Origin of the sequence: Amycolatopsis sp. cmx-11-12 (assembly GCF_046269425.1) — a bacterium.
Classification (GTDB): domain Bacteria; phylum Actinomycetota; class Actinomycetes; order Mycobacteriales; family Pseudonocardiaceae; genus Amycolatopsis.
The window spans coordinates 136,010-150,251 of record NZ_JADNQM010000023.1; the positions used below are offsets into that span (position 1 = coordinate 136,010).

The following is a 14,242-nucleotide window of genomic DNA, read 5'->3' on the forward strand; positions in this document are numbered from 1 at the left end:
GCGCTCTACTCAGTACATGGGTGTCCACTCACTACCGGAACTACTCGGCTATTCCTTGCCGTGCAAAGAGAATCGAGGAGACGTATTCCGGAAACTGGGAGTACGGGCGTACACTCAATCGCAGGCGAGCCGCGTGGAGGTCGATCCCTGATGGACGTGACAAAAACCCTGAAGTCCGCACTCACCGGGACGACAACGGAATCGCGGTCCGCGGTCCGTGAGCTGCGCCGGGAGACCGAGGACCTGGTGGCCCGCCGGGCGGGCAGGACAGCGAACCAGGTGACCGAACTGGGCGAGCGCCTCGCCGATCTGGTCCTGCTCTCCGGAAGCAGGCTCGCCGGTCTCGCCGATCGGCACAGCAAGCCCGTCGGCGAGGGCGTGCGCCGGGAAGCCGGCCGGATCGGCGATTCGGTGGAGCGGCTGTCCACGACGCTGTCGGACCGGGCCATCCTCATCGCCGAGGAACTGCTCGAGGCCGCGCCGTCCAGGAAACGCCGCCGTCGCTGACCCACTTCGGCGAATCATGACACATCCGTGCCATCGGCACTTCCGTGCCGACAGGCCGGGTGCCGCGCCTTTCTCCCGTCTTTAGTCGCTATCAACGGCCGTATCCGCTTGCCTAGCATGGGAAAACCGGCATCGGATCCGGCCGGGCGACCCCTGGCGATCCCTTTGCGGCCATAAAGCGGGCGGCCCGTCGAATTCCCTTCTTTTCGTAGTTTCGCTGTAGTGGAAGGCACCCATGCGCATCCGAGGTCTCCTCACCGCACCGCTGTGCGCGGCCGGCATCGCGGCGAACCGCACCTGGATCCGCGACACCCCGGGCGTCTAGGCAATGTCCCCCGACGGACTCGGCGCGCAACTGATCAGACTGGGTCTCGGCGAGACCGCCGCCCGGATCTACCGCCGGATGCTCGAGAGTGCGCCAGTGTCCGCCGAGGAAGAGGACGACGCGGAAACCGTCCAACTGGCACTGAAAGAACTGGCCGACGCGGGGCTGGCGGTGTCGTCCGGAGTGGACGGCACCGATTTCCTTCCCGCCAATCCCAGTGAGGCGCTGGCCGCGCTGACCACGCGACGGCAGGCCGAACTGCACGACGCGCGGCTCGCGGTGCAGACCGCGTACCGCGCCTTCCGGCGGGCGCATTCGGGAATGCCGCACGCGCAGGACCTGCTCGAAGTGGTCACCGGCGACGCCATCGTTCCCCGGTTGCAGCACCTCGCGACCATGGTGCGGCACCAGGTGCGCCGTCTCGACTCCCCGCCCTACTTCACCGGCGGTCAGCGGAATCTCCTCGAGGAGGAGCAGCTGCGGCGCGGGATCACCTACCGCTGTGTCTACAGTGGAGCGTCACTGGGCGACCCCGGCTATCTCACCGGGAACATCCTGCCGTGCCTGCGAGCCGGTGAGCAGGCCCGGTTGCTGCCCGAACTCCCGGTGAAACTGACACTTTTCGACAACCGGGCGGCCACCATCGCCCTGACCATCCGCGAGGCCGATCGCAATCAGTCCATCGTCATCGTGCGGCCTTGCAGCCTCTTCTCCGCGCTGGAGGGGCTGTTCGAAACCTCGTGGGCCGCGGCGCTTCCGCTCGACCCACGAGGCCAGGCGGCCGAGCAGCCGATCCGGCCGATCGAACGGGAATTGCTGATCCTGCTCGCGGCCGGGCGCAAGGACGACGAGATCGCCGCTGAACTCGGCGTCAGCAGGCGCACCCTGTTCCGCTATCTCGAATCCCTGATGGACCGCGCCGGTGTCTCCAGCCGCTTCCAGCTGGGCGTCTTCGCCGCGCACAACGGCTGGCTCTAGGACCCCCGCAATTCGTCCTCTGGTTGCGGTAGTTCGTTTCGCCAACTACCGCAACCAGAGGACGAATTGCGGGGAGTCCTCACTCGGATGGGGTCACCCGGCTAGCTCATCCCTGCTGCGGCGATCGCCGGGAACGCGGAAGGTGATCTTGAAAGGAGGGCGGAATCATGAGCAATCACCGTCAGCGAAACGCCACCGCGTCGCTCCGGATCGCCACCGCCGGCCTGCGGGCTTTCGCGGTCGTCGTGGCGGTCGCGGCTTGCGCCTGGCTCGCGCTTTGGCTCGCGTTCACCCTTTGAGGATCACTGCCCGCCCGGCTGAGGTCCCGGCTCCGGTAGCGGTTCCGGAACCCCGGGGTCCGGCAGCGGTTCGGGCTTCCCCGGATCCGGCACCGGCTCGGGAACACCGGGCTCGGGCACTCCAGGATCGGGCGGCATGGGGTTCGGTGGCGCCGGAGGCGCGGTCATTCGCTCGGTCGTCATGGCGGTACCTCCTGATCAGGCGGCTACCCGCTCGACCAGGGGCCGAAACGACGAACACGCGTGTCTGGAGGGCGAACTCGCGAGTTTCCCTCCAGACACGACGCGGCACTAGGCCGTTTGGGTGGCGATCCAGTCCGCGATGACGTCCGCGCGGGAGGTCGTCTCGACCCCGGCGTGCGGGCAACTCGGCCCGGTCGCTTCCAGTGAGACCAAGGCGCCGCTCTTGCCTCCTGGGACAAAATACGGCGCGCCGGAGTCGTACGTGCAGGCGCTGGTCGTGATCGCCGGGGCCGCGCCGCGGACCCCCACCGTCGTCGGGGCGACCGTGGCCACCTGGACGGTGCCTTGCTGCATCCGGGTCGCCGGAGCGGGATTCGTCGCGGTCAGGCTGCCCCAGCCCGCCAGTGTCAGCTGCTGGCCGACCTTCGGGAGCACGCGGTTCACCGTCAACGGGGTCACCGTGCTCACCGGAGTGTCCAACTTGAGGAGCGCGACGTCGTTTTCCTTCGCCTGCCGCACTTCAACCGCCTTGCGGGCCACACCTGATTCGGTCGCTTCGTCGACGAGGCCCAGCGTCACCGTGGTCGGATACGGCACCTTGCCCGAGACCCGTTTGCGGTGCGCGTCGTGGAAGCAGTGCCCGGTGGTGACGACCCAGCCGGGCGAGACCAGCGCACCCGTGCAGTAGCTGCTGTAGGTCGAGCCGTCCGGGCGCGGGATCTTCGTCATCGCGATCTTCGCGACGAACCCGAACTGCCCTGGTGGGACATCGGAGCCGTGGGCGACGTCCGGCGCGGCGAGCGCGACCGGAGCGGTGATGATGGTCAGGACAGCGGCGGCCAGCAGGGCGCGCAGACGCAATTTCTTACCCTTCGTCGATGAGGTGATCCGAGGCTAGGACCACCGCCCCGACAAGGGGAATTCCCCGACCAGGTGTCACCCGATGGCACGCCGGACGGCGACCGGTTCGCCACGGCGGGCGAGCCAGTGGCGATAGGTGTGGCTGCTGTCGGTGTCGGACCGGTAGGCCGCCTCGGCCGCGGCGATCAAGACGTCGCTGGTCCCGCCGAAGGCCCCTTCGGTGTTCCAGGCGATCAGATACCGCATCCACAACGGATCTCCTGTGAGAGCGCGGATCGCGATCCCCGGCGTGGCGGGAAAGGTCACCTGGCACGGGGAAATCGCTCGGCCAGCCGCGATCAGGCGTTGCAGCGGCCGGAGTTCCGTACTCCGATGCGCGACCTGCGGCCGGAATCCCGACCGCGCACAGGCTTCCTCGAAACACTCCGGCCAGCCGGCGCCGTCGGACGGTCCGAGCACCCATCGTTCCCCGGCGAGGTCGGCGAGGTCGATCTCCGTGCCACGGGCGGCCGGATGGTCCGCCGCGATCGCCACGAACACCGGTTGCGCGGCCAGCGGCCGCAACGCCACCCCTGGCGCCGGGGGAAGGACATGACCGGGGTAATCGGCGACGACGGCGGCGTCGAGTTGCCCACCGGCCACGAGATCCAGCAGCCGCAGGGGCGAGAACTCGGTGGTCACCGAAACCGCTTGCGCCCGGCCGGAATCACCGAGCCGGTCCGCCAGCTCGACGACCATCGAACCGCCGATCCCGCCCAGCGCGACCGGACGCTTCTCCCCGTCCGCCAGCCAGCGCGCCGCGTCCCGGTGCATCGTGTCCACCGCGGCGAGGACGGTCCGCGCGCGAGCGAGCACGCATTCGCCGAACGCCGTGGGCACGACCCCTTCCCTGCTGCGGACGAACAGCGTTCCGCCGAACGCGCGCTCGATCCGTTGCACGGCGGCGGTCAGCGCGGGCTGGGTGCTCCCGATGCCGATCGCCGCGCGCGTGATGCTGCCCGCGTCGGCCACGGCGCACACCACCCGCAGATGACGTAACTCGACATCCATCACGCGGACCTTATGGCCACTTGGGATGTGCCGGAAGCCGTCGAAAGTCGGGATCGTTTTTCTTACTCCTCTCTCCCCCTCCCCGCAAGGAGTACGCATGCGACGCGCATGTCTCATGTTCGCGCTGACCGCGACCCTCGTCGTCGGCTTCGTTCCCGCGGCCGCATCGGCGGCCCCGGCTCCCCGGTTCACGACTTCGATGGAGACCTTCGAACCAGGAGGAACCATCAGCCGGGTGGACGTCAGCCGTCCGGCGTCGGACAGAACAGCGGCGCCACAGCAGATCGCGAACGCCGCCGCGGTGACCCCGATCGAAACCAACGGCCCCAGCGAGACCACCTTCGATCTGGTCTTCGTCGGTGACGGCTACACCTCCACGCAGCTGGGCACGTACTCGCAGCACGTCCGGTCCAGCATCGCGGCGCTGTTCGCCATCGAGCCGTACAAGAGCTACCGCAAACAGTTCAATCTCTGGCAGGTCGACGTCGTCTCCGCCCAGTCCGGCATCACCAACGACCCGACACAGGGAGTGCGGCGCAACACCGCGCTGGGCTCGTACTTCTGGTGCGGCGGCATCGAACGGCTGTTGTGCGTCAACGAAACCAAGGCGAACCAGTACGCCGCGGCCGCGCCGGACGTCGACCAGGTCATCATGCTGGCGAACACCACCAAGTACGGCGGCGCGGGCGGCGGTGTCGCGACCTCCTCGGGCGGCAACATCCAGGCCAGCCAGATCGTCGCCCACGAACTCGGACACTCCATCGGCGGACTGGCCGACGAATACGACTACGGCACCTGCGAAACCCGTGAACCCCGGGAGCCCAACGCGTCCGCGCTCACCGCCACGCAGATGCGGGACCGTCGCGCCAAGTGGTACGCCTGGCTCGGCAAGCCCTCCCCCGACGGCGGCACGGTCGGTGCTTTCGAGGGATCCCGTTACTGCAAGACGGGGATGTACCGCCCCAGCGTGAACTCGCTCATGCGCACGCTCGGACAGCCCTTCAACCCGCCTAGCACCGAAGCGATGATCGCCGGGTTCCACCGGGAAGCGGCCGCCGGGCACTGATCCCCGTCATGGTCTCCGGGCCGGGCCGCCGGCGTGGTCGGCGAGCCCGGTCGCCATGTCCCGCATGAAGCGGCGGAGGTACCACCGGAAGATCCAAGCGTTGCCCCGGCCCACGCGATACGTTCCGTGCCAATGGATCCGGGTACCGCCGCCGGGTGTTTCGCTCAGATCGACGGCGGCCTGGTAATCGACCATCACCGGCACGTCCACGCCCTCGTAGGCGAACCGTCGTTCGGGGTGGAGCGCGGTGATCCGCTCCTTGGTGACCGTCTTGCCGGTTCGGAAGGCACGGACTGCCCCGACGCCGTCTCGTCCGTCGGCGGAAAGTCCTTGGGACGCACCGGCTTCCAGGGAACCCACCCGCGACCAGACCGGCCAGCTGCGGGCGTCCAGCAACAGTGCCCACACCGCGGCGGGCGGCGCCGTCGATTCGGCGGTGACGTCGTACGACTGCATTCCAGAACTACTCACACGCCTCACCCTAGGAATGGGCGGCCGGGGTCACCATGTGCGGGATTGCGGTGCCGTGATCAGGAATTGCGGTAGTCCGAAGGACGCGATCCGGTGTGCTTCAGGAAAGCGGCCGACAAGGCGCCGGGAGCGGCGAACCCGCATCTCCCCGCGATCTGGGCGATCGGGAGGTCGGTGCCGCGCAGCAGCCTTCGCGCCTCTTCGATCCGGAGGCGGGCGAGGAAACGGTGTGGTGTCTCGCCGGTCTTCTCCTTGAAGACCCGGATGAAGTGGTAAACGCTCAGATGTACTTCCCCGGCGACCTCGGCGACACTGAGTGGATCGGCCAGGCGGTCGCGCATCATCGCCACGGCCGCGCGGACACGTTCGTCCTCCCGGCCGGCGCTCGGCGGGCCCGGTTTCCGCGCGTGGCGGGTGAGCAGGTGCACGGCGAGGAAGGTGGCCGCGGATTCTGCGTAGAGGTCGTCTTCCTCCCTCGCGTTCCCGACCGCCCGGACCAGCTCGTCCAGCAGCGGATCTCCCCCGGCCACGGACGCCGCCATCGCTTCGTGGTCCACCGCGCGGCCGCCGAGCCGCGCGGCGGCCGACTCCACCGTGGCGCCCGGGATGTGCACCTGCACGCTGCGCATCGACTCGTCGCCGCGGTAGCGACGCGACACCGGCCTGCCGGGAACGGCGAGTTCGAGCCGCCCCGGCCCCCAGTGGTGCCGGTGCCACCGGCCTTCGCCGCGGGTCTCCATCACCGCCCGTCCCGAGAGCGGCACGACCAGGTGCAGATCCGCGACGGCAGGCATTCGCAGGTCCTCGGCGACGGGAACGTGGTCGAACCGCTGGACGAGAAGGGACTGCCAGCCGGAATCCTCCCAGCTGCAATAGGTCCGCCGGACGTAGCGGGCCATGTCGAAGCCGGCATACGGTTGAAGGTCGAATCGCTCGGAGTCGAACACCACGGGTTCGAGGCTAGACCGTGCCGAGCAGTTCCTTCACCCGCGGGACGACCTGCTCGCCGTAAAGCCGGATCGATTCCCTCCGCTGCTCATGCGGGAGCGCGCCCGCACCGTACTTGAGCTGGAATCGCGACAGGCCGAGAGTCCTTACCGCCCAAGCGATCTTCTGGGCGACGGTCTCGGGAGAACCGACGAACAACGCGCCGCGCGGCCCGGCCATGGCGTCGTAGTCGGCCCGGGACATCGGGCCCCACCCGCGTTCGGCGCCGATCTTGGCGAAGGCGGCCTGATGGTGCGGGAAGTGCTGGGCCACCGCGAGTTCGTCGGTCTCGGCGACGTGCCCCGGGCTGTGCATGGAGATCGGCAGCTCCGCTTGGCCCGCCTCCTTCAAGGCACGCCGGTACAGGTCGGCCAGCGGCGTGAACCGCTCCGGGGATCCGCCGATCACCGCCATCACCAGCGGCAGACCGTATGCCGCCGCGCGAACCACCGACTGCGGGGTGCCGCCGACCCCGACCCAGGCCGGCAGGCTCCCCGATTCGGTGACCGGGAAGGCCTGCGCGCCCTCCAGCGCGGGACGGACGGTCCCGGCCCACTCGACCGGTTTCTCCTCTTGCAGATGCGTGAACAGGTCGAGCTTCTCGGCGAACAGCGCTTCGTAGTCGTCCAGCGAATAGCCGAACAGCGGGAACGACTCGGTGAACGAGCCCCGGCCGAGTGTGACCTCGGCGCGGCCTCGGGAAACGGCGTCCAACGTGGCGAACCGTTCGTACACCCGCACCGGGTCGTCCGAGCTGAGCACCGTGACCGCCGTGCCGAGCCGGATCCGTTCGGTCCGGCCCGCGATCGCGGCCAGGACGACGTCCGGCGAGGACACCGCCATCTCCGCGCGGTGATGTTCGCCGACACCGAAGTAGTCCACGCCGACCTGATCGGCGAGCACGCCCTCGGCCACGACCTGCCGGATCGCCTCGGCCTGGCTCACCGGCTGACCGTCCGCGCCGTTCTCGACGTCGCCGAAGGTGTCCAGGCCGAAGGACGGCGCCTGCTGGGTGCCCAGGATCTCGTAACCCATGTCCAACTCCTCAAGTAGTTGAACGCTCAAACGTCCGGGTCATTGATCGTATTCCGGTGCGGGGCGGACGTGGTCGCGGCCTCAGGCGCTGGTCAGCCGCCGGCGATGTCGCGCGCCAGTTGCCGGGCCTCGTCCAGGGTGAACTTGCCGGTGATCTGGGTTTCTCCGCCGGTGATGGCGGATTGGATCGTCGGCGCGGTCAGGACGCGGCTCTTGAGCACCATCGCGACCTGCTTGCCGACGTTCGCCGCGGTCCAGTCGCCCCACGTCTTCGCACCCGCAGGGGTGAAGCTGAGACCGATGATCGTGCCCCCCGACTGGGAATCGAGCTGAGCTTTCGCCTTGCTGAGATCGGCACCGGTGAGGAACGCCGGGCCGAGGATGTACTTCGTGCCCTGCACGCGATCGCAGGTGATCAACGGGAGCGCCGGATCGTCACCGCCGTCCAGGGGATCCGGCCCCTTCGAGCAGTCCAGTGCCGTCGCGACGGCCTGCTGTTCGGCCGGGTTCGTGCTCTGGCGGTTCGCCGCCGAGCCGGTCGCCGGGCCCGGCGGACTCGGCGGGATCTCGGTCAAGACCGGCCGAAACCGCAACCGGGATCCGTCTTTGACCACGAACCCGTCGCCGTCGGGTTCAGGTTGACCGGAAACATCGGACTGGCACCCGGTGACACCCAGCAGGACGAGGGCGACCGCTACGCAAAGGATTCGCACGGACGGCATTGTGTCGTGTTCCGCGTCCGCGTGTGAGGGGAATTCAGCCTCACCCAGACCGCGGCCGCGCTGACCGACGAACCCTAGAACTCGCCGGAAAATCACCCGAACCGAGCTAGCCATGTTCATCACATTGGGTGTTTTCTGACTCACAGAACGTCGCGATCGACGATTTGGGGGTCAGTTAATGTCCTTCCGATGGGTGATCCGCCTCTTTCAGGTGATTCTGCTCGCGATCACGGTTGCGGTGACCGTCCCCGCCCCGGCGAGCGCGGCCGCCGACCCGTCCCCACCGCTGGCGAAGGTGTGGCCGACACCCCAGCAGGTGACGCCGCGACCAGGTCAGGTGACCGTCCCGCGCACCGTTGTCGAGGTCGTCGGCCGAGACACCGATCCGGCCGCGCTCGCCGTCGTGGACCAGGTCCTCCGTTCGGCGGGTGCCGTCACCATCGTCAAGATCATCGACAGCGACCAGGCGGCCGTCGAACGAGAGCGCGGCCACGGCGGACTCGTCGTCTTCGTCGGCGGTCCCACCGAAAGCAGGGCGACCGCCCTCGCCCTCGCCGCGCTGCGGTTGAAAGGCCCGGAAGGCCTGTCCCCAGGGGGCTACATCCTCGCCGCCGACCGAAGCGTGATCGCACTGTCCGGTGTGGACACTTCGGGGACGTTCTACGCCGCGCAATCGCTCCGGCAGCTCTTCACTTCCGGCAAGAGCCGCGCGTTCAGCATGCGCGACTGGCCCGCCGCGCCGCTGCGCGGAGTGATCGAAGGCTTCTACGGCGCGCCGTGGTCGCACGCCGATCGGCTGGCGCAACTGGACTTCTACGGTCGCACCAAGCAGAACATGTACGTCTACTCCCCCAAGGACGACCCGTTCCTGCGAGCCCGCTGGCGCGACCAGTACCCGCCCGAACAGCTCGCGCTGCTCTCGCAACTGGTGGCAGGCGCCACCGCGAACCACGTCGAATTCACCTACGCCCTCTCCCCCGGGCTTTCGGTGTGCTACTCCTCGGACGCCGACAAGGCCGCGCTGGTCACGAAGTTCCAGTCCCTGTGGGACATCGGGGTGCGCTCGTTCGCGATCCCGCTCGACGACATCTCCTACACCCGCTGGAACTGCGACGCCGACGCCGCGAAGTTCGGCACCGGCGGCGCGGCCGCGGGGGCGGCGCAGTCGTTCCTGCTCAACCGGGTGCAGCAGGACTTCATCGCCACGCATCCCGGTGTCGAGCGGCTCCAGACCGTCCCGACCGAGTACTACGACCTCGCCGACTCCCCGTACAAGACGGCGCTGCGCACCCAGCTCGACAAGGCGGTGATCGTCGAGTGGACCGGCGTCGGCGTGATCGCCGGGCAGATCACCGAGAATCAAGCCAAGCAGGCGAAAGAGGTCTTCGGGCACGACATCCTGATCTGGGACAACTACCCGGTCAACGACTACATCACCGAGCGTCTGCTGCTCGGCCCGTACATCGGCCGCGAACCCGGGGTCGCGAAATACCTGTCCGGGATCACCGCGAACCCGATGGTGCAGGCCGAGGCGTCCAAGATCGCCGAGTTCACCTCGGGCGACTTCCTGTGGAACCCGGACAAGTACGACCCCGACCAGTCATGGCTCGCCGCCATCGCCGATCTCGCCGGCCCGTCCGCTCCCGCGCTGAAGGTGTTCGCGGAGAACAACTATTCGAGCCTGCTCGTCCGGCTCGAGACAGGAAAGCCGGACCTGGATTCGCCGGTGCTGCGACCTCTGATCGCCGCGTTCTGGTCCGTGCTGGAGAAGGAGCAGAGCCCCTGGGACGCGGCGGCGAAACTGGAGCGCTATCTCACCTCCATGTCCACGGATCCCGACGACCTGCGAAGCGGGATGGCCTCGAATCCGAAGTTCCTCGCCGAGGTCGGGCCGTGGCTCGACCAGGTCGGCCTCTACGGTCAGGCGGGCGTGCACGCGGTGAGAATGCTGCTGGCCCAGTTCATCGGCGATGGCGCGAAAGCGTGGGCGGAGCGCGGGGAACTCGTCACCGCGCTCAAGAAGGCCCAGGCGATCCGGGTCCAGACTTCGCGGGGGCCGCGCAACCCGAGCACCTGCACCGACGTCTGCGTGCCGTTCGCCAACTCCGCGCTGGCCAAGGCCGACCGCTGGTTCGGCCTGCCGGGGATCCGGCCGCAGCCGACGACGTCGATGGGGACCTACACCGACAACGTGCCCGCCCGGATGGTCGACGGCGATCCCGAGACCTTCTACTGGAGCGATTGGGCACCCCGCGCGGGCGACGTCATCGGTGTCGACCTCGGCACGGCGCAGCCGGTGTCCCATGTGGACATCCTGATGGGCAAACCGACCAGCCCGGACGACTTCGTCCGCAACGGCGTCCTCGAGTACTCCTCCGACGGTCAACAGTGGACGGCGGTGAAGACGGTCACGGAACCCGTGATCTCGGCGGATCTACCGGACGGCGCCAAAGCACGTTTCGTGCGTGTGCGTACGATCGGGACCCAGGCCTTCTGGGTCGTGGTCCGGGAATTCACCGTGTCCACACCGGACAGTCCCCAGTACACCGTGACCGGAACCCCGGCGGGATCGAACCTCGCCGCCGCTGCCGACAACAACGCCGATTCGGTGTACGCGGCGGCATCGGCGCCGGTGCCCGGCGACGCGCTCGTCGTCACGGCCGCCGCGCCGAAGCCGCTGGACAAGGTCGTCGTCCTGGCGACGGAAGCCGGTGCGGGCGCCGACGTCCAGGTCGCCGACGCGTCGGGCGGCTGGCTCACGATCGGCAGGATGGAAGGCGGCTACACGGAACTGCCCGCCAGGGGTGCCGTGACGGACCGCGTCCGGCTGCTGTGGGCGCCGGGAGGGACGGCGCCGAAGATCGCCGAGGTCGTCCCGGTCAGTCCACCGCGACGGTGATGGCGGCCGTATGCATCCGCCCGCCGTGTGAGAACTCCAGGAACAGCCGGTACTCCCCCCGTTCCGAGAACAGGGAGTGGAAGGTCAGCTCACCGTTGACCAGCGCCGCGCCGAGCGGCTGGACGGGATGCAGGTGCGTTGCCGACAGCAGCATGGTGTGGAACCCGGTCATATGCCCGTTGGCGCCCAAATGCGGGTCGACCGCCGTGACCAGCGCGCCGTCGGGGCCACGGAGGGCGAAGCGGAGAACCTGCGCCCGCATCGCCGAAATCCGGGCCGTCCCGTCGGCCCGCGCCACCCGGTAGCCCGTGGCCGTCACGGTGTCGGCGGCGGGAGCGGGCACCGGCACGAAGGTGGTGTCACCGGGCACGGTGAACGGGACGCCCAGCACCACCGGATGCCGCGGGTCCAAAGTGTCGAGCGGGACGAACTCGGCGAACATCCGGTAGGCGCCGCCGTCGGTCAGCGCGAGGCTCGTACGCCAGGTGTCCCCGTCCAACGTCGGATGCACGTGCTGGAAGACGTTCATGTCGTCGCGCACGGCGAAGAAGTGCAGCTGTTTCGTCTGGTTGTCCAGGAACCGCGTGACCGGCCGCCCGTCAGGCCCGAGGATCCGGAACGCGACCGGGACCTCGGGCCCCCGGCGGTCGGGCGTGGTGATCCGCTCGAACCGGTAGCCGCTTTCCGCCTCCGACAACCCGTCGCTGTGCGCGGCCGGCACCAGATCGGCCGTGATCACCGGCCGGTGGGCCGAGTGGTCAGGGCCAGGTGTCGGGCGGAGCGCCACGAACACCGCGGCGGCTCCGATCACCAAGGCCAGCGCGAGGAACAGCCAATCCGTGAACCGGGGTTTGCGCACGCTCTCTCCCGGTCACTGCCCGCCGAGGTTGGGCTTCACCACGACCAGGCCCTGCTCGATCCCGTTGACGATGACGATGCCGCTGGAGAAGTACGGGTAGTTGCTCCACGCCCCGTTGAACTTCGCCGCGTCGCCCGCCGGGTAGATGTCGAAGTAACCGACCTCGGACAACCGCGCCGCCGCGACGCCACTGACGTCCAGGATCCGCAGGCCTGCCTGATAGTTCGCCTGGTAGGAGTAGCGGCCCTTGATGTACTGGTTGTGGTCGATCGCCGTGGCGGGCGAACTGTAGACGCCGGTGTGCACCGGAGCGGACAGCTTGGCCAGGTCCCAGACGTAGGTCTTGGTGCGCTTGTCGGTGCCGCGCGACTCGTCCAGTTCGTCGTCCAGCAGGAAGTAGCGCTGGTCGTCGGTCAGCCAGCCCTGGTGCGAGTACTGCGCGCCGGAGTAGCCCTTGCGCGAGATCTGGACGGGCCTCGCCTTGTCGGTGACGTCGACGATGGTCAGCGTATCCTCGTTGGCGTTGAAGCAGATTTCCTTGCCGCGGTAGGCCGCGTCCGGTCCCCTGTAGACGACGCACTGCGTGTCGTGGGTGTAGCCGTCCTGCGACACACAGCCCGCCTTGGCCGGCGCCTTCGGGTTCTGGATGTTGACGATATGCGGTCCGCCGCTGCAGGTGTTGGAGCCGATCGCGTAGGCGAAGCCGGTCTCCTCGTTGATCGCGATGTTGTGCGCGGGGCCGAATTCCTTGTACAGCGCGTCGGCGGTGAAGGTCTGCGGTGTGGTGACCGTGCGCAGGCGGGTCAGGTCGAACACCTGCATACCGTGCCCGGTGATGAAATCGGCCACGATGAACGCGTGGTCCTTGTACACCTTCATGTCGCGCCACGAACTGCTGCCGCCGTTGGACGGCAGGTTGCCGAGGAACTTAGGCGAAGTCGGTATGCTCAGATCGACGAACGCGGTGCCGTTGGTACGCCCGACGATGGCGTATTCCTTGCCGGACGAAGGATCGGTCCAGCCCCAGATATCGTTGCCGTTCCCACCGCCGAGCCCGGACAGGGGAAGCACGCTGAGCAGGTCCACGTTCTTGCACGGATAGATGTTGGCCTTGCCGTTGACACAAGGCACTCCCGCCGCGGTGCCGGTGACGGCGTGCCGCTCGGCCGGGACGTGGTCCGCCATGAAGGTCCGGGCCGCCGCCTGCCCCTCGGCCGTCTCGGGGTCGTGCGCGGACGCCGCCGACATCGACAACACCAACGCGGAGGCCGTCAGCACGGCCAGCCCCATCATGCGCACGATCTTCATCAGGCGCTCCTCACAGGAGAGTCCGGACCCGGTCAGCCTCCGACGATAGAAGCGCCGACCTGCGGCGTATGCCTTCGAAGGTCTGGCGCTTTTAACCGTTTAGGCCGTGTCCTGGGATCCGCCACTCACCGCGCCAGGTGGAGGGGTCACCGGTCACGGACTTCAGCGGGCCTACCACACCCCAAGGTGCGTAGAGATCTCCGGCGGTCGCCGCGAGGCCAACCGTAGATTCGGGACGGCAGTGAGATCCGAGGGCGTTGGTCACGTCAATATCGCTCAGTCTCAAGTTCTCACTCTTCGATCCCCGCTGTCGCTCGCGACCCCATCGAACGTCTTCGCGCGCGTGCTCTCGGCGCCAGCGTTTGTCTTCCCGATAGGCGTTGACGAGCGGGCATGCCGAGGGGCCCGTCGCCGGTGTGGCTGGCGGGCTCCTCGGGGTCAGAGTCAGGCAGGGAGGGTGTTGCGCCGGGTTCTTCGTAACGGATCCAGATACTGGGGCGGAATGAACTCCGGCAACCCGTCGGCCGCCATGCGGACTTCCCAATCACCATGATGAATCAACCGATGGTGAGTCGGCGGCGGGAGCTTCCCCCGCCGCCGCTCTCAGAACCGTGCGTGACACTCTCGCGTCACACGGCTCCCGTTGTCGAACCTGCCGGGAGTGCCCCGTGTCGCCAATGCACGAACATGCC

General features: G+C 68.3%; 14 protein-coding genes. 5 read left to right on the forward strand and 9 right to left on the reverse strand.

Going from position 1 to position 14,242, the window contains the following annotated elements; genetic code table 11:
* Window positions 1–150 precede the first annotated feature (150 nt).
* The 3 genes from ACLARN_RS28155 (at window position 151) to ACLARN_RS28165 (ending at window position 2,109) form a co-directional block, all read left to right on the forward strand.
* On the forward strand, window positions 151–507 hold the full coding sequence (locus ACLARN_RS28155) for a hypothetical protein (protein ID WP_409494480.1): 357 nt from the start codon (window positions 151–153) through the stop codon (window positions 505–507).
* 328 nt (window positions 508–835) lie between these two features.
* Complete coding sequence (locus ACLARN_RS28160; RefSeq protein WP_409494481.1) at window positions 836–1,810, forward strand: helix-turn-helix transcriptional regulator; 975 nt, start codon at window positions 836–838, stop codon at window positions 1,808–1,810.
* 167 nt (window positions 1,811–1,977) lie between these two features.
* On the forward strand, window positions 1,978–2,109 hold the full coding sequence (locus tag ACLARN_RS28165; RefSeq protein ID WP_409494482.1) for a hypothetical protein: 132 nt from the start codon (window positions 1,978–1,980) through the stop codon (window positions 2,107–2,109).
* 3 nt (window positions 2,110–2,112) lie between these two features.
* Here ACLARN_RS28165 and ACLARN_RS28170 read toward each other — a convergent pair whose 3' ends face one another.
* The 3 genes from ACLARN_RS28170 to ACLARN_RS28180 all read right to left on the reverse strand — a co-directional run bounded on the left by ACLARN_RS28170 (window position 2,113) and on the right by ACLARN_RS28180 (window position 4,203).
* Complete coding sequence (locus ACLARN_RS28170) at window positions 2,113–2,292, reverse strand: hypothetical protein (protein ID WP_409494483.1); 180 nt, start codon at window positions 2,290–2,292, stop codon at window positions 2,113–2,115.
* A gap of 108 nt (window positions 2,293–2,400) precedes the next feature.
* Window positions 2,401–3,153, reverse strand: a complete 753-nt coding sequence (locus ACLARN_RS28175; protein WP_409494484.1) for a S1 family peptidase — start codon at window positions 3,151–3,153, stop codon at window positions 2,401–2,403.
* Between the two features lie 75 nt (window positions 3,154–3,228).
* Window positions 3,229–4,203, reverse strand: a complete 975-nt coding sequence (locus tag ACLARN_RS28180; RefSeq protein WP_409494485.1) for a LysR family transcriptional regulator — start codon at window positions 4,201–4,203, stop codon at window positions 3,229–3,231.
* Window positions 4,204–4,300: 97 nt separating this feature from the next.
* Here ACLARN_RS28180 and ACLARN_RS28185 point away from each other — a divergent pair, with 97 nt between their 5' ends.
* The gene (locus tag ACLARN_RS28185; protein ID WP_409494486.1) at window positions 4,301–5,269 is read left to right on the forward strand and encodes a M64 family metallopeptidase; all 969 of its coding nucleotides are present in this window, start codon (window positions 4,301–4,303) and stop codon (window positions 5,267–5,269) included.
* Between the two features lie 6 nt (window positions 5,270–5,275).
* Here the strand turns inward: ACLARN_RS28185 and ACLARN_RS28190 are convergent, their stop codons facing one another.
* The 4 genes from ACLARN_RS28190 to ACLARN_RS28205 form a co-directional block, all read right to left on the reverse strand.
* Window positions 5,276–5,725 (reverse strand): SRPBCC family protein, encoded by a 450-nt coding sequence (locus ACLARN_RS28190; protein WP_409494496.1) that lies wholly within the window; start codon window positions 5,723–5,725, stop codon window positions 5,276–5,278.
* 74 nt (window positions 5,726–5,799) lie between these two features.
* Complete coding sequence (locus ACLARN_RS28195; protein WP_409494487.1) at window positions 5,800–6,690, reverse strand: helix-turn-helix domain-containing protein; 891 nt, start codon at window positions 6,688–6,690, stop codon at window positions 5,800–5,802.
* Between the two features lie 10 nt (window positions 6,691–6,700).
* Window positions 6,701–7,762: an LLM class flavin-dependent oxidoreductase gene (locus ACLARN_RS28200; protein ID WP_409494488.1), complete on the reverse strand. Its 1,062-nt coding sequence runs from the start codon at window positions 7,760–7,762 to the stop codon at window positions 6,701–6,703.
* A gap of 92 nt (window positions 7,763–7,854) precedes the next feature.
* Complete coding sequence (locus ACLARN_RS28205; RefSeq protein ID WP_409494489.1) at window positions 7,855–8,475, reverse strand: SecDF P1 head subdomain-containing protein; 621 nt, start codon at window positions 8,473–8,475, stop codon at window positions 7,855–7,857.
* A gap of 220 nt (window positions 8,476–8,695) precedes the next feature.
* Here ACLARN_RS28205 and ACLARN_RS28210 point away from each other — a divergent pair, with 220 nt between their 5' ends.
* Window positions 8,696–11,383: a beta-N-acetylglucosaminidase domain-containing protein gene (locus ACLARN_RS28210; RefSeq protein ID WP_409494490.1), complete on the forward strand. Its 2,688-nt coding sequence runs from the start codon at window positions 8,696–8,698 to the stop codon at window positions 11,381–11,383.
* Here ACLARN_RS28210 and ACLARN_RS28215 read toward each other — a convergent pair.
* Together ACLARN_RS28215 and ACLARN_RS28220 are read right to left on the reverse strand one after the other, a co-directional pair.
* Complete coding sequence (locus ACLARN_RS28215; protein ID WP_409494491.1) at window positions 11,364–12,242, reverse strand: hypothetical protein; 879 nt, start codon at window positions 12,240–12,242, stop codon at window positions 11,364–11,366. The genes ACLARN_RS28210 and ACLARN_RS28215 overlap by 20 nt on opposite strands.
* Window positions 12,243–12,254: 12 nt before the next feature.
* Window positions 12,255–13,550 carry a choice-of-anchor B family protein gene (locus ACLARN_RS28220; protein ID WP_409494492.1) on the reverse strand — a complete coding sequence of 432 codons (1,296 nt, stop codon included), beginning with the start codon at window positions 13,548–13,550 and terminating at the stop codon, window positions 12,255–12,257.
* Between the last annotated feature and the right edge of the window lie 692 nt (window positions 13,551–14,242).

Coding starts and splice junctions, on each gene's coding strand:
- ACLARN_RS28190 (WP_409494496.1), bottom strand. CDS start 5,725: ATGCAGTCGTACGACGTCACCGCCGAATCGACGGCGCCGCCCGCCGCG.
- ACLARN_RS28165 (WP_409494482.1), top strand. CDS start 1,978: ATGAGCAATCACCGTCAGCGAAACGCCACCGCGTCGCTCCGGATCGCC.
- ACLARN_RS28160 (WP_409494481.1), top strand. CDS start 836: ATGTCCCCCGACGGACTCGGCGCGCAACTGATCAGACTGGGTCTCGGC.
- ACLARN_RS28220 (WP_409494492.1), bottom strand. CDS start 13,550: ATGAAGATCGTGCGCATGATGGGGCTGGCCGTGCTGACGGCCTCCGCG.
- ACLARN_RS28170 (WP_409494483.1), bottom strand. CDS start 2,292: ATGACGACCGAGCGAATGACCGCGCCTCCGGCGCCACCGAACCCCATG.
- ACLARN_RS28185 (WP_409494486.1), top strand. CDS start 4,301: ATGCGACGCGCATGTCTCATGTTCGCGCTGACCGCGACCCTCGTCGTC.
- ACLARN_RS28200 (WP_409494488.1), bottom strand. CDS start 7,762: ATGGGTTACGAGATCCTGGGCACCCAGCAGGCGCCGTCCTTCGGCCTG.
- ACLARN_RS28155 (WP_409494480.1), top strand. CDS start 151: ATGGACGTGACAAAAACCCTGAAGTCCGCACTCACCGGGACGACAACG.
- ACLARN_RS28180 (WP_409494485.1), bottom strand. CDS start 4,203: ATGGATGTCGAGTTACGTCATCTGCGGGTGGTGTGCGCCGTGGCCGAC.